Source organism: Streptomyces alboflavus, assembly GCF_000716675.1.
Taxonomy (GTDB): Bacteria; Actinomycetota; Actinomycetes; order Streptomycetales; family Streptomycetaceae; genus Streptomyces; species Streptomyces alboflavus.
In genome coordinates, this window is sequence record NZ_JNXT01000039.1 from 31,736 (window position 1) to 46,732 (window position 14,997).

8 protein-coding genes are annotated in these 14,997 nt (G+C 73.3%); 6 read left to right on the forward strand and 2 right to left on the reverse strand.

The features are described 5' to 3' along the window. Positions 1 to 73: 73 nt before the first annotated feature. Both guaB and OO63_RS26775 read left to right on the forward strand, forming a co-directional pair. The gene (guaB, locus tag OO63_RS26770; protein WP_030361424.1) at positions 74 to 1,582 is read left to right on the forward strand and encodes an IMP dehydrogenase; all 1,509 of its coding nucleotides are present in this window, start codon (positions 74 to 76) and stop codon (positions 1,580 to 1,582) included. Between the two features lie 107 nt (positions 1,583 to 1,689). Beyond that, a complete protein-coding gene (locus OO63_RS26775; protein ID WP_030361425.1) occupies positions 1,690 to 2,814 on the forward strand; it encodes a GuaB3 family IMP dehydrogenase-related protein in 1,125 nt (374 codons plus the stop codon). A gap of 106 nt (positions 2,815 to 2,920) precedes the next feature. On the opposite strand, the gene OO63_RS26780 is transcribed toward OO63_RS26775, so the two are convergent. Both OO63_RS26780 and OO63_RS26785 read right to left on the reverse strand, forming a co-directional pair. After that, a complete protein-coding gene (locus OO63_RS26780) occupies positions 2,921 to 3,514 on the reverse strand; it encodes a hypothetical protein (RefSeq protein ID WP_030361426.1) in 594 nt (197 codons plus the stop codon). Between the two features lie 101 nt (positions 3,515 to 3,615). Next, the gene (locus OO63_RS26785) at positions 3,616 to 4,869 is read right to left on the reverse strand and encodes a nucleotide sugar dehydrogenase (protein WP_030361427.1); all 1,254 of its coding nucleotides are present in this window, start codon (positions 4,867 to 4,869) and stop codon (positions 3,616 to 3,618) included. Between the two features lie 334 nt (positions 4,870 to 5,203). Here OO63_RS26785 and OO63_RS26790 point away from each other — a divergent pair, with 334 nt between their 5' ends. The 4 genes from OO63_RS26790 to OO63_RS26805 all read left to right on the forward strand — a co-directional run bounded on the left by OO63_RS26790 (position 5,204) and on the right by OO63_RS26805 (position 14,897). After that, positions 5,204 to 6,910 (forward strand): glycerol-3-phosphate dehydrogenase/oxidase, encoded by a 1,707-nt coding sequence (locus OO63_RS26790; RefSeq protein ID WP_030361428.1) that lies wholly within the window; start codon positions 5,204 to 5,206, stop codon positions 6,908 to 6,910. Positions 6,911 to 7,230: 320 nt separating this feature from the next. Beyond that, the gene (locus OO63_RS26795; protein ID WP_030361429.1) at positions 7,231 to 9,543 is read left to right on the forward strand and encodes a serine/threonine-protein kinase; all 2,313 of its coding nucleotides are present in this window, start codon (positions 7,231 to 7,233) and stop codon (positions 9,541 to 9,543) included. Positions 9,544 to 9,709: 166 nt separating this feature from the next. Beyond that, entirely contained in the window at positions 9,710 to 12,865 is a 3,156-nt protein-coding gene (locus OO63_RS26800) for a protein kinase (RefSeq protein WP_031192520.1), read from the forward strand. A 289-nt stretch (positions 12,866 to 13,154) separates the two neighbouring features. Beyond that, the gene (locus tag OO63_RS26805) at positions 13,155 to 14,897 is read left to right on the forward strand and encodes a serine/threonine-protein kinase (protein ID WP_030361431.1); all 1,743 of its coding nucleotides are present in this window, start codon (positions 13,155 to 13,157) and stop codon (positions 14,895 to 14,897) included. The last annotated feature ends 100 nt before the right edge of the window (positions 14,898 to 14,997 follow it).

Below are 14,997 nucleotides of genomic sequence, written 5' to 3' on the forward strand. Positions count from 1 at the left end.
CTGTGGAATGAGAGAGCCTTGCTTCCCGTTAGCATGGACATCCGCACCGATCAAGGCCATTGGGGAAGGTGTCATGACTGCAAACGTCGACGGAGTGCCCGAGAAATTCGCGACACTCGGGCTGACCTACGACGACGTGCTGCTGCTGCCGGGCGCGTCCGACATGGCGCCCGGCGACATCGACACCGCCTCGTCCATCTCGAAGAACGTCCGGGTGAACGTCCCGCTGCTCTCCGCGGCGATGGACAAGGTCACCGAGTCCCGGATGGCCATCGCCATGGCCCGCCAGGGCGGCGTCGGCGTGCTGCACCGCAACCTCTCCATCGCCGACCAGGCCAACCAGGTCGACCTGGTCAAGCGGTCCGAGTCCGGCATGGTCACCGACCCGATCACGGTGCACCCGGACGCCACGCTCGCCGAGGCCGACGCGATCTGCGCCAAGTTCCGCATCAGCGGCGTCCCCGTGACCGACGGCGGCGGCAAGCTGCTCGGCATCGTCACCAACCGCGACATGGCCTTCGAGGCCGACCGCACGCGCCAGGTGCGCGAGGTCATGACCCCGATGCCGCTCGTCACCGGCAAGGTCGGCATCTCCGGCGTGGACGCCATGGAGCTGCTGCGCCGCCACAAGATCGAGAAGCTGCCGCTGGTCGACGACGCCGGTGTCCTCAAGGGCCTGATCACGGTCAAGGACTTCGTGAAGGCCGAGAAGTACCCGAACGCCGCCAAGGACTCCGAGGGCCGCCTCCTCGTCGGTGCCGCCGTCGGCGTCGCCGGGGACGCCTTCGACCGCGCCCAGGCGCTCATCGAGGCGGGCGTCGACTTCATCGTCGTCGACACCGCGCACGGCCACTCCCGGCTCGTCGGCGACATGGTCGCCAAGATCAAGTCGAACGCGGGCGGCGTGGACGTCATCGGCGGCAACATCGCCACCCGTGACGGCGCCAAGGCGCTCATCGACGCCGGTGTCGACGGCATCAAGGTCGGCGTCGGCCCGGGCTCCATCTGCACGACCCGCGTCGTCGCCGGCATCGGCGTACCGCAGGTAACGGCCATCTACGAAGCGTCGCTCGCCGCCAAGGAAGCCGGCGTCCCGGTCATCGGCGACGGCGGCCTGCAGTACTCCGGAGACATCGCCAAGGCGCTCGTGGCCGGTGCGGACACGGTCATGCTGGGCTCGCTGCTCGCGGGCTGTGAGGAGTCTCCCGGAGAGCTGCTCTTCATCAACGGCAAGCAGTTCAAGTCGTACCGGGGCATGGGTTCGCTCGGCGCCATGCAGTCGCGCGGCGAGCAGCGGTCGTTCTCCAAGGACCGGTACTTCCAGGAGGGCGTCGCCTCCGACGAGAAGCTGGTGCCCGAGGGCATCGAGGGCCAGGTGCCCTACCGGGGCCCCCTGTCGGCGGTCGTGCACCAGCTGGTGGGCGGTCTGCGCCAGTCGATGTTCTACGTGGGCGGGCGCACGGTGCCCGAGCTGCAGGCCAATGGCCGGTTCGTACGGATCACGTCCGCGGGCCTCAAGGAGAGCCACCCGCACGACATCCAGATGACGGTCGAGGCGCCGAACTACAGCCGCAACAAGTAGTCGATTCACCGGCGTGACGTGTCGCCGCCGCAACCGGTGGCCACGCGCGTGTCGGGGATACTGGAACGGCATACGGAGCGCCATAGGAAAGCTGAAGGGCCACACACGTGACTGAGATCGAGATCGGCCGCGGCAAGCGCGGCCGCCGGGCGTACGCCTTCGACGACATCGCCGTCGTGCCGAGCCGGCGCACCCGGGACCCCAAGGAGGTCTCGATCGCCTGGCAGATCGACGCCTACCGCTTCGAGCTGCCCTTCCTCGCGGCCCCCATGGACTCCGTCGTGTCGCCGCAGACCGCCATCCGCATCGGTGAGCTCGGCGGCCTCGGCGTGCTGAACCTCGAAGGCCTGTGGACGCGGTACGAGGACCCGCAGCCGCTGCTCGACGAGATCGCGGAGCTGCCCGCCGACGAGGCCACCCGCCGCCTCCAGGAGATCTACGCCGCTCCCATCAAGGAGGAGCTGATCGGGCAGCGCATCAAGGAGGTGCGCGACTCCGGAGTCGTCACCGCCGCCGCCCTTTCGCCGCAGCGCACCGCGCAGTTCTCCAAGGCCGTCGTGGACGCGGGCGTGGACATCTTCGTGATCCGCGGCACGACGGTGTCGGCGGAGCACGTCTCCGGTGCCGCCGAGCCGCTGAACCTGAAGCAGTTCATCTACGAACTCGACGTCCCCGTGATCGTCGGCGGCTGCGCCACGTACACCGCCGCCCTGCACCTGATGCGCACCGGCGCGGCCGGTGTCCTGGTCGGCTTCGGCGGCGGCGCCGCGCACACCACGCGCAACGTCCTCGGCATCCAGGTGCCGATGGCCACCGCCGTGGCCGACGTCGCCGCGGCCCGCCGCGACTACATGGACGAGTCCGGCGGCCGGTACGTCCACGTCATCGCCGACGGCGGCGTCGGCTGGTCCGGCGACCTGCCCAAGGCCGTCGCCTGCGGCGCGGACGCCGTGATGATGGGCTCCCCGCTGGCGCGCGCCACGGACGCGCCCGGCAAGGGCCACCACTGGGGCATGGAGGCCGTCCACGAGGACGTGCCGCGCGGCAAGAAGGTCGACCTCGGCACCGTCGGCACCACTGAGGAGATCCTCACCGGCCCGTCGCACATCCCGGACGGCTCGATGAACTTCTTCGGAGCGCTGCGCCGCGCGATGGCCACCACGGGCTACAGCGAGCTGAAGGAGTTCCAGCGCGTCGAGGTCACGGTGGCGGACTCGCAGCACCGCCGCTGACCGCTGCACGGGGCTTGAGCAGCAAGGAGCCCGGACCGCCTGTCGGCGGCCCGGGCTCCTTGGCGTTCCGGGTCCCGGTCGTGTTCGCCGGGGCGCCCTCGACGGCCTACTGCGAGGCGCGCTTGGCGCTGCCGAAGGCCGCGAAGGCGGCTATGGCGAAGAACACGTACGTCATCGCGTCGGCGTCGTGCTTCCACGCCTCCTGCACGAAGTCGAAGTGGTCGAAGAAGACCTCGGTGAAGTCGAGGTTCAGCTTGTCGGCGATGACGATGGAGGCGCCGACGAGCTGGCCCAGGTACACCGCGCCGAGCGAGAAGACCGCGGCGAGGGCGCCGACCGCCGGGTTCGGGCCGCCCACCTTGCCCGCGGCCAGACCCACGACGAAGCCGACGCCGACCGCCGCCCAGCCGATCTCGTGCTCGGTGGCGCCGATGATGCCTCCGTAGACGCCGGCGGCGACCAGGGCGGCGACGAGGGCGGCCACCACGCCGAGGCCCACGTTGCCCCGCGCGGCCGGGGGCGGCGGCGGGAAGCCACCGGGCTGCGGCTGCTGCGGGAAGGGGTTGTACGGCTGCTGCGGCTGCTGGCCGTAGGGCTGTTGCGGCTGCTGCGGGTAGCCGTATCCGGGCTGGCCGCCGTGCGGCTGCTGCGGCTGGCCGTACGGCTGCCCGCCCTGGCCTGGAGGCGTGGGCTGCGTCATCTGGTGTCCCCCTGGGAAGTGAGCGCACTGGTGTGCGGTAAGTGACTGGATCCGCACGGTAGCAGCAGCACGCGAAGGGCCCCAGGGGGTTGTGTGTGGGATCAGAGGCGGTGGGCGGCGCCCGCCGGGGTCGCGCCCCTCGTGTCGAGCAGGAGCTGGGCCTTCACGGCGAGGCCCTGGAGGTCGTAGGTGCGGTGGTGCTGGAGCAGGATCGTCAGGTCGGCGTCGGCGGCCGCTTCGTAGAGGGTGTCCGCGCGGGGCACGGGATGGCCGAGAACGTTCCAGTGCCCCACGTAGGGGTCGTGGTAGCTGACGGCGGCGCCGAGCTCCATGAGGCGGACCGCGATCTCCTGGGCGGGGGCGCCCTGCTGGTCGGCGACGTCCGGCTTGTAGGTGACGCCGAGGAGCAGCACGCGGGCGCCGCGCGCGGACTTGCCGTGCTCGTTGAGCAGGGTCGCGGCGCGCTGGATCACATAGCCCGGCATCCGGTCGTTGACCTGCTGGGCCAGTTCGACCAGGCGCAGGGGGCGCAGGCCGCGCGCGGGTCCGGGGACGTCCAGGGGGACGCCGTGGCCGCCGACTCCGGGGCCGGGCCGGAAGGCCTGGAAGCCGAACGGCTTGGTCTCGGCGCAGCGGATGACGTCCCACAGGTCGATGCCGAGGTCGTGGCAGAGCACCGCCATCTCGTTGACCAGCGCCATGTTCACGTGCCGGTAGTTGGTCTCCAGGAGGTGCACGGTTTCGGCCTCCCGGGGGCCGCGCGCGCGGACGACCTTGTCGGTGAGACGGCCGTAGAAGGCGGCGGCGGACTCGGTGCAGGCGGGGGTGAGGCCGCCGATGACCTTGGGGGTGCCCGCGTAGCCGTGGGTGCGGTTGCCGGGGTCGAGGCGGGCGGGGGAGTAGGCGAGGTGGAAGTCGCGTCCGGCGCGCAGGCCCGAGCCCTCTTCGAGGAGGGGGCGCAGGAACTCCTCGGTGGTGCCGGGGTACGCGGGCGACTCCAGGATGACCGTGGTGTGCGGGCGAAGGCGGGCGGCGAGGGCGCGGGCGGCTTCGGCCACCTGGTCGAGGTCGAGCGAGCCGTCCGCGGCCGGGGGCGTGGGGGCGCAGATGACGGCCGTGCGGACGCGGCCGAGTTCGGCGGGGTCGGTGGTCGGCCGGAAGCCCCCCGAGAGCATCCGGCGGACGTCGGCGGCGGTGAGGGTCCCTTCGGTGCCGTCACCCGGAAGGCGGCCCCCGGCCAGGTCGGGTGCGCGGCCGGGGTCGTAGCCGATGGTGGCGATGCCGCCGGCGGCGGCGGCCTGGGCGAGGGGCAGGCCGAGGTGGCCGAGACCGATGACGGCGAGGTCAGCTGGCATGGCGGTGAGCCGTCCTTCCCAATAGCCGGGGCGGATATAGCCAAAGCGGGACGTTCGCGCAAGCCCTGTGGACAAGATGGGCGAGCGCAATGTCAGACTAGGAGTAAATATGACCGATTTGCGGGATTGGGCCCCTCCCGGCATCGGAGTGTTGGCGGCGGTTTCCGCGCTCGCGGAGGTTCCCGGTGGCCCCGCTGCTCCCGGCAGACACAGCAGCCACAGCGGACTCATCGGTCCCGAGGTTTTCCACAGGCCGTGGCCGAACTCGGCGGGCGCGACCAGAATCTGGGCATGATGTGAGCGCGACCACACCCGAAAAGCACGGGAGGCAGCGGTGAGGACAGCGACTCTTGGCCCGGCGGAGCGCGCCGAGGCACTCGCGGGCATGGCCGAGCACGAGCTGGACATTCTTGTCGTGGGCGCCGGCGTGGTCGGCGCGGGCACCGCGCTCGACGCCGTCACCCGCGGCCTGAGCACTGGTCTGGTCGAGGCCAGGGACTGGGCGTCGGGCACGTCGAGCCGGTCGAGCAAGCTGATCCACGGTGGCCTGCGCTATCTGGAGATGCTGGACTTCGCGCTGGTGCGCGAGGCGCTGAAGGAGCGCGGCCTGCTCCTCGAACGGCTCGCGCCGCACCTCGTGAAGCCCGTCCCGTTCCTGTACCCCCTCCAGCACAAGGGCTGGGAGCGGCTGTACGCGGGCTCGGGCGTCGCGCTCTACGACGCCATGTCGATGGCGCGCGGCCACGGCCGCGGCCTGCCGACGCACCGCCACCTGACCCGCCGTCACGCCCACCGCGTGGCCCCGTGCCTGAAGAAGGACGCCATGGTCGGCGCCCTGCAGTACTACGACGCGCAGATGGACGACGCCCGCTATGTGGCCACCCTCGTGCGCACGGCCGCGGCGTACGGCGCGAAGGCCGCCAACCGCGCCCGGGTCACGGGCTTCCTGCGCGAGGGCGAGCGCGTCGTCGGCGCCCGCGTCCAGGACGTCGAGGCCGGCGGGGAGTACGAGATCCGCGCCAAGCAGATCGTGAACGCCACCGGCGTGTGGACCGACGACACCCAGGGCATGGTCGGCGAGCGCGGCCAGTTCCACGTGCGGGCGTCCAAGGGCATCCACCTGGTGGTGCCGAAGGACCGGATCAACTCCTCGACCGGGCTCATCCTGCGCACGGAGAAGAGCGTGCTCTTCGTGATCCCCTGGGGAAGGCACTGGATCATCGGGACCACGGACACCGACTGGGACCTGGACAAGGCCCACCCGGCCGCCTCCAGCGCGGACATCGACTATCTCCTGGAGCATGTGAACTCGGTGCTCGCGGTGCCGCTCTCGCGCGACGACGTGCAGGGGGTGTACGCGGGCCTGCGGCCGCTGCTCGCCGGGGAGTCGGACGCCACCAGCAAGCTGTCCCGCGAGCACACGGTCGCCCATCCCGCGCCGGGCCTGGTCGTCGTCGCGGGCGGCAAGTACACGACGTACCGCGTCATGGCCAAGGACGCGGTCGACGAGGCGGTGCACGGTCTGGACCAGCGGGTCGCGGACTGCGTCACGGAGGACATCCCGCTGGTCGGGGCGGAGGGATATCGCGCGCTGTGGAACGCCCGCGCGGGCATCGCGGCGCGCACCGGTCTCCATGTGGTGCGCGTGGAGCACCTGTTGAACCGGTACGGCTCCCTGGCGGAGGAAGTGCTCGAGCTGGTCACCGCCGACCCGTCCCTGGGCGAGCCGCTCGCGGCGGCCGAGGACTATCTGCGCGCCGAAGTCGTCTACGCCGCGTCGCACGAGGGCGCCCGCCACCTGGACGACGTGCTCACCCGCCGCACCCGCATCTCCATCGAGACCTTCGACCGCGGCACCCGCAGCGCCCGCGAGTGCGCGGAGCTGATGGCGCCGGTGCTCGGCTGGGACAAGGACCAGATCGAGCGCGAGGTCCAGCACTACGAGAAGCGGGTGGAGGCCGAGCGCGAGTCGCAGCGCCAGCCGGACGACCTGACGGCGGACGCGGCGCGGCTCGGGGCGCCGGACATCGTGCCGCTGTAGCCGCGGGCGGCTCCGGCCGCGGGCCGCCGCGGTCGGACGGCGTGCCGCCGGAGTTCGGCCTCCCCCTCGGGAGAAGACGGGGAGGCTGACCTTCCGCTTGTCAGCAAGTAGTCAAGGAGTGGTCAGGGGTTCTGGGTGGTTTGACCCGAGGAGGGTGGCCAAGGGGGGTATGGACAGCGAGGTTTGGGGTGGTGCGCCGGGGTTCACCCGGTGGGAATGTCCATGATGTGGGACGACGGACCCGCGGCGTCGGCAGGTCCCCGGGTGAGGGACAATGAAGGCTCTGTCGGGGCTGGTTGTGCGGGTAGTTGAGGGGACGCATGTCGGAGGCTGAGCGGACGGGCGAGGCTCGTCAGGATCAGAGCGCACGTCTCCTCGCGGGCCGGTACCGGCTCGGTGACGTGCTCGGCCGCGGCGGCATGGGAACCGTCTGGCGGGCCAAGGACGAGACACTGGGCCGCACGGTCGCGGTCAAGGAGCTGCGCTTCCCGTCGAGCATCGACGAGGACGAGAAGCGCCGGCTCATCACGCGCACGCTGCGCGAGGCCAAGGCGATCGCCCGGATCCGCAACACCAGTGCCGTGACGGTCTTCGACGTGGTCGACGAGGACGACCGGCCGTGGATCGTGATGGAGCTGGTCGAGGGCAAGTCCCTGGCCGAGGCCGTGCGCGAGGACGGGCTGCTCACGCCGAGGCGCGCCGCGGAGGTCGGGCTCGCCGTGCTCGACGTGCTGCGCTCGGCGCACCGCGAGGGCATCCTGCACCGCGACGTGAAGCCGTCCAACGTGCTGATCGCCGAGGACGGCCGCGTCGTCCTCACCGACTTCGGCATCGCCCAGGTCGAGGGCGACCCGTCCATCACGTCGACGGGCATGCTCGTCGGCGCCCCCTCGTACATCTCGCCGGAGCGGGCACGCGGCCACAAGCCAGGACCCGCGGCCGACCTGTGGTCGCTCGGCGGGCTCATCTACGCAGCCGTGGAGGGCGTGCCCCCGTACGACAAGGGCTCGGCCATCGCGACCCTCACCGCCGTGATGACCGAGGCCGTCGAACCGCCGCAGAACGCGGGACCATTGCTGGAGAAGGTCATCTACGGCCTGCTCGCCAAGGACCCCGAGCAGCGGCTCGACGACGCGAGCGCGCGGGCGATGCTCCTGGAGGTCGTCAACGCCCCGGACATCCCCGAGGTCAAGGCACCGGCGGAGCCGGTGGACGCGACGAAGGTCGTGCCGCTGCCCCCGGTCCCGCCGCAGGCGCCGCCGTCCGGTGCTCCCGGTGCCCGTAAGGGCGAGGAGGCCGCCGAGCGGCTGAAGGGCGCGTTCCGCTCCGTGCGCAAGAAGGCGGCGGCCGCGGCCACGTCGGCTCGCGGTGCGGGTGCGGCGGGCGGTGCCGCGGCTGGTGGGGCAGGTGGTGCCGCGTCGGTCGGCGGTCCGGTCGCCGGTGGTGGCGCGGGCAACGCCGGTCCGGCGTCGGGTGCTTCGGCCGGGTCCGGGGTGACCGGGCACGGCGGTGGTGGCGCAGCGGGTGCTGCATCCGGCACGGCGAGCGGGGCGGCCGCTTCGGGGGCGGCTGCTTCCGGTGTGGTTGGTGCGGGGGAACGTATCGGCGGTGCGGCCGGGGGCGGTGGCGCCGAGCGTGGTGCTGGTGCTGGTGCTGGTGCTGGTGGCGTGGGGCGGGGCGGAGGCGCCGGTTCGGGTGGCGCGGGCTCAGCCTCGGGAGTGGCCTCCGGGAGCGCCGGTTCCGGCGCGGGCGTGGGGCTGAACTCCACCGGTGCGGGCGCGGGTTCGCACGGCGGCGCGCGGATCCCCGCGCAGCCCAGTGGGCCGCCGAAGCCGCCCGCGCGGGCGCCGCTCACGGACGTGGTGCCCCGGCGGACGCTGGTGATCATCGCGGTGGTCGTCGCACTCGCCGTGCTCGGCACGGTGCTCGCGTTCGCGCTCAACGGCGACGGCGCCAAGGACGACAAGAGCGGCGGCGGCACGTCCTCGTCCAGCGGGGCGACCGCGGGCGGCGAGGGCGAGGAGAAGGGCTCCGGGAAGGACTCGGGGAAGGACTCGGGCAAGAACGACGACTCCGGTTCCGGCAAGGGCAAGGACGGCCAGGGCGACCAGGGCAAGGAGCAGGACGACAACTCCGGCTCGGGCAAGGACGACGACGCGGGGCAGGGCTCGCCCATCGGCGGCGACGGCAAGGGCAAGGACGGCGCCGAGGAGACGTACAAGCATCCGCAGGGCTTCTCGATAGGCCTGCCCAAGGGCTGGAAGTTCCGCACCACCGACCGCGCGGGCGCGCGCTTCACCGGGCCGAACGGGCAGAAGCTGCTCATCGGCTGGACCCCGACGCCCAAGGACAACCCCGTCGCGGACTGGAAGAACCAGGAACTGGGCATGCGCCGGGCCCAGTACGACCGGATCCGCATCGAGAAGGTCGACTTCCGCGGCTGGAACACGGCGGACTGGGAATTCACCTACGTGGACGGCGGTACGAAGTACCGCTCCGTGGACCGCGGCTTCGTCGTCAACGGCGGCCTGGGCTACGGACTGATGTACACCGCGAAAGCGGACGACTGGGGCAGCGATCAGCGACGCGAAGCCTGGCGGACGTTCACACGGACCTTCGAGCCGAAGAAGTGACGGTGGGGCGGGACCGGTGAGATGGCCGGGCGATGACCGGCGAGATCTCGCATCCCCCCAAAACGGTTCGGTTGTGGCACGTATCGTGAGTGCTTGCGGAGGGTAAGCAGCCGCAACGAGCCGTAAGTCGAACGGAATTGACCACCGGGCGGATGGGGGAGGCATCGTGGACGACTATGCGGGACGGGTGCTCGCCGACCGCTACCGCCTGCCGCTGCCCCCGTCCGACGAGTACGAACTCGCCGAGACCCGCGCCTTCGACACCTACAGCGGCCAGGAGGTCCTGGTCCGGCAGGTGCCGCTGCCCGAGATCGTCGAGGCGGAGGTGCTCGGCGACGAGGCGTACGGCGACGGCGATCTGAGCGACGTCCTGCCCGGCGGGCTGCCCGAGGGTTTCCGGAGCGCGCGCGGGAGCGCGGCCCGTGGCGGCGCCCGGCGCGCGGGCTCGCGCGCGACGCGCAGGCCGAGCGACCCCGCGGTCCTGCGGGCCATCGAGGCCGCCCAGGCCGCCGCGCGCATCCCCGACCACCCGCGGCTCGACCAGGTCTTCGACGTGTTCGCGGAGGACGGCTCGCTGTGGATAGTGAGCGAACTGGTCGCGGCCCGGCCGCTCGCGGCGTTATTGGCCGACCGGCCGCTGAACCCCTTCCGCGCGGCGGAGGTCGCGGCGGACGTCGTCACGGCCCTGCGCGTCCTGCACGCGCACGGCTGGGTGCACCGGAACATCACCGCGCGCACGGTGCTCGTCTGCGACGACGGCCGCGTCATGCTGACGGGGCTCGCCGCGGGCGCTGCGGAGGAGGCCCTGTGCGGGTACGACCCGCGGCCCGAGGAGGACGACTTCGCGGGCTTCACCGAGCCCGAGGGCGCGGTGCCCGAGCCGGTGGGCGGCGCGGGGTACGCGGCGCTGGAGGCCGCGGGGGCGGACGGGGACGGCGAGTACGCCGGGTACGACGAGTCGGCTGAGTACGCCGGGTACGACGAGCACGGTGAGCACGGCGAGCACGGCGCGTACGGAGACAACGGCTCCCACCGCGAGCACGGCGGCAACGGATCGCGTGGGCACGCCGCGATCGAGGCCGCGCGGCAGGCGGACGACGGCGGGGCCGAGCCGCCGTACGGCAGCGCCGAGCGGGACCTCAGGGCGGCGCGGGCCGGGGCCATCGCCGCGTACCGGGCGGGCGCGGCGCGGGCCGCGGCCCGGGTGAGCGAGCGCGGCGCGGCGGGGCGGGCCGAGGCGGACGGCGGCGCCGAGCGCGGCGACGGCGCGTACGACACCTATGGCGGCGAGGGCGCGGACGGCGACGGTGGTTCCGTCGGCGCGGGCGGCTCCGTCGGGCACATCTCGGATCCGTACGGGGTCCGGGAGCGGCAGAAGAAGCCGTGGCACGGGGCTGTGCCGCGCGCAGGAGCCGTGCCCGCGCAGGGCGGCGCGCCGGGTTCGCACGGCGCACCGGGCTCCCACAACGCGCCGGGTTCCCACGGCGCACCCGACGCCCACCACGCCCCGGGCCCGCACGGCGCCCCGGCCCCGCAACGCGCCCCCGGCGCACAGGGCGGCGCGCAGAGCCCCCCGCCCCACCCCTTCACCAAGCAGCTCCCGTCCGCACAGCTCCCGTCCGCACAGCTCCCCTCCGCCCGGACGCAGCCCGCCCCGGACCGGCAGGCCCCCGCGCGCCCGGCGCCGTACCCCTCGGCCCCGCACGCGTCGGCGCCGCGAGAGTCCACCCCGTACCCCTCGACCCCGCACGCGTCGGCCTCCTCGGCCCCGCGCGAGTCGACCCCGTACGCCCCGACTCCGTACCAGCCCAGGCAGAACCTCCCCGCGCCCGCCGCCCGCCCCGCGCCCGACCTCGCCAAGTCGCCCGGCCACAGGGGCACGACCGGTGCCCCCGAGGGCAACGCCCGTCCTCGTGAGGGCGAGTGGGACGACCCCGCCGGTGAGCTGCGCGCGCGCCGTGGTCCGACCACCGCGCTCGCCGCCGAGCGCGCCCGGCACGCCCGGATGACCGTCGTCGGCGCCGTCACGGAGCGGTGGGCGCCGGAGCAGGCCGGGCCGGTGCACGACAACTGGCAGCTGGCCGCGCCGATCGGGCCCGCCACCGACCTGTGGGCGCTCGGCGCGCTGCTGTTCCGCGCCGTCCAGGGCCACGCCCCGTATCCGGAGGACAGCACCGCCGAGCTGGTGCAGCTGGTGTGCGCGGAGCCGCCCGCGTTCGCGGAGGAGTGCGGTCCGCTGCGGCCCGTCGTCGAGTCGCTGCTGCGTCAGGACCCGACCGAGCGCATCGACTTCGAGGAGCTGAGCGGCTGGCTGCGCTCCCTGGTGCGGTCGGCGCCGGAGCCGGACGCGGGCGTGCACGTGGTGCCCGCGCCGCCGTACGACGGCGGCAAGCTGCCCGTCGTACGCCGCCGCGGCGAGGTCGTCCGCAAGCGCCGCTCGCCCGCGCCGGTCCCGGCCGGGGACGACGGCGGCCAGGGCCACGGCCGCCACAAGCGCGGTCGGGAGCGCGTCAAGGAGCGCGGCAGGGACACCAGGCCGGTGCGGGCGCCGCGCCCCGAGCGGGCACCGAGCGCCCGGGGACCGAGGTCCCTTGGCCGTGTCCTGCTCGTCGTGATCCTGGCCGGTCTGGTGGCGGCCGTCGCGTACGCGATGCTGTTCATGCCCGAGTCCGGCGAGGGCGAGGGCACCGGCCGCACCGGAAACGCGGGCGAGGTCAGCCCGGCGCCCGACGGCAACGGCGAGCGCCCGAGCGGAGGCGAGGCGCCGGACGACGACGGCAAGGGCACGGGCGACGGTGACGACGGGAAGGCGTCGGACCCGGAGAAGACGCCCGGTTCGCAGGAGCCCCAGACCACCGACCCGGACCTCGCGTCCGGCTTCACGCTGCGCAAGGACGCCGAGGGCTTCCGGGTGGCCGTGGCCGACGGCTGGGACCGGCATCCCAAGAACGGCCGCGGTCAGGTCCTCTACAGCCACGGCCGCTTCGAGCTCCTCGTCGTCCCCGGCCGCGACAGCACCGGCGACTTCGGCACGGACCCGATGAAGTACCAGAAGGAGGACGAGCGCGAACTCCAGCCGTTCCGCGACTCGTCGTGGGCCACGTCCAGCGGACTCCGGCTCGTCGACGTGGGCGGAAAGTCCCGGGCCGAGGGGCAGTTCACGTGGCAGGACACCGACGGCACCGAGGTCTTCGTACGCAATCTCGCGATGGCCGTGGACGGGAAGTACCACGTGCTCCAGGTGCGCGGGCCCGAGGCGGAGCGGGACGAGGTGACGCGTCTGTTCGAGCAGGCGTCGACGTCCTACCGGCCCTCCGGCTGACTCCCGACCGTCCGCCGCGGGCACGCCGACGGGCCCCCGACCGTCCGCCGCGGGCACGCTGGCTGACTCCCGACCGCCCGCCGCGGGCACACCGACGGACCCCCGGCCGCCCGCCGCGGGCACGCCAACTGGCCCTCGCCGGGCAGGCGTCCGCACCCCGCCCGCGTCACAGTGCGGTCTCCGATGACCCCCTCCCGTTCCCTGTACGCGCCCCCCTCCTTAACCTGGGCTCTGGCAAACCTCAGGAACCTGGCCCTGTCAAGACCAACTGCGGGGGAACGTGAATCAGATGCAGGGCCTGCTCCTCGCCGGCCGCTACCGGCTCGGCGAGTCCATCGGCAGTGGTGGCATGGGCCGCGTGTGGCGTGCGCGGGACGAGGTGCTGCACCGCGTCGTCGCCGTCAAGGAACTGACGGCGGCCCAGTGGGTGCAGGAGGCCGACCGCGAGGTGCTGCTCACCCGGACGCAGACGGAGGCGCGCGCCCAGGCCCAGATCAACCACTCCGCGGTCGTCACGGTCCACGACGTCCTCGAGTACGACGACCGGCCCTGGATCGTGATGGAGCTGGTCGAGGGCCCCTCGCTCGCCGACGCGGTCAAGGAGCGGGGCCGCATCGAGCCCCGCGAGGCCGCCCGCGTCGGCCTGTGGGTCCTGCGGGCCCTGCGCGCCGCACACGGCGCCGGGGTCCTGCACCGCGACATCAAGCCGGGCAACGTCCTGCTCTCCGAGGACGGCCGGGTGCTGCTCACCGACTTCGGGATCGCCTCGATCGAGGGCGACTCGACGATCACGCGCACCGGCGAGGTCGTCGGCTCCGTCGACTATCTGGCGCCCGAGCGGGTCAGCGGCGCCAACCCCGGCCCCGCCGCCGACCTGTGGGCGCTCGGCGCCACCCTGTACACGGCGGTCGAGGGCAACTCGCCGTTCCGGCGCACGTCGCCGCTCGGCACGATGCAGGCCGTGGTGACGGAGGAGCCCGATCCGGTGCGGTACGCGGGGCCGCTCGGGCCCGTCATCTCGGCGCTCCTGGCCAAGGATCCGGACGCGCGGCCGGACGCGGCCGAGGCGGAGCAGATGCTCGCGGAGGCGGCGGAGGGGCGGCGTCCGGGGGCGGCGCAGGCGTACGTGCCGACGACGGTGCAGGAGGAACTGACAGCCCCCACGCCCCCGCACCACCCGTCCGCCGTGCCTCCCGCGTCCCTCCCCGGGGCGCACACCCCGCCCTCGTCCACCCCGGTCCCGGGAGCGGCGCATTCCGGCCACGTAGGTCCGGGCGGGCCGACGTCGGGGCAGGCCGCCGATCCGTCCGGCCGCGCCACACCGTCCCCGTACGGCACTTCGCAGACGCACGCCGCGCCGACCTCGTACGGCACGCCCCCCTCGTACGGCGCCCACGGCCCGTCCGACACGGGCGCCACGCCCACAGGGCCAGGGCGTCGGCGCCTGCTCCGGGCCCTCGTGCCGATCGCGGCGGCCGCGGCGGTCGGCGGGGGTGCGGTGGCCGGCTATCTGTACCTCGGCGGCGGCAGCGAGGGCAAGGACGGGAAGGGCAAGGGCGACAAGGCCGGTGAGGTCGTCGGTGCGATCCCCAAGAGCTGGGTGCGCGTGCACGACGCGGAGGGCTTCAGCCTCATGCTGCCCAAGGGCTGGGAGCGGCGGGTGGACGGCACCCAGATCGACTACACCCCGGACGACGGCCGCCACTTCGTGCGCATCAGCGTCGACCCCGACCCCGACTTCGACAGCCCGTACGCCCACCAGCTCGACCTGGAGAAACAGCTGAAGAGGCTGCCCGAGTACCGGCGGCTGCACCTCAACTCCAACACCTTCCGCGACCGGCCCGGCGCCCTCTGGGAGTTCAGCTGGACGGCGGGCGCGAGCGACACCACGAAGGGCCCGCGGCGCGCCATCTCGCAGAGCTACGTCAGCCGCGCGGGCACCGAGTACGTGATCTACATGTCGGCGCCGGAGGCGAACTGGAAGAAGACCCGGCAGCAGTTCGACGCGGTGCTGCGCGGCTGGCGCGACTGATCCGGCCCGCTCGCCGGGGGACACGACCCGACCGCGGAAGGCCGTGGCCCGAACTCCGCTGGATACGGCCTGAACTGGCCCTTGTCCGGGCGGAGAGGAT

Bases quoted from the DNA above. Each gene is read 5' to 3' on its own strand.
- OO63_RS26795 (WP_030361429.1), top strand. From the start codon at position 7,231: ATGTCGGAGGCTGAGCGGACGGGCGAGGCTCGTCAGGATCAGAGCGCA.
- OO63_RS26785 (WP_030361427.1), bottom strand. From the start codon at position 4,869: ATGCCAGCTGACCTCGCCGTCATCGGTCTCGGCCACCTCGGCCTGCCC.
- OO63_RS26805 (WP_030361431.1), top strand. From the start codon at position 13,155: ATGCAGGGCCTGCTCCTCGCCGGCCGCTACCGGCTCGGCGAGTCCATC.
- guaB (WP_030361424.1), top strand. From the start codon at position 74: ATGACTGCAAACGTCGACGGAGTGCCCGAGAAATTCGCGACACTCGGG.
- OO63_RS26780 (WP_030361426.1), bottom strand. From the start codon at position 3,514: ATGACGCAGCCCACGCCTCCAGGCCAGGGCGGGCAGCCGTACGGCCAG.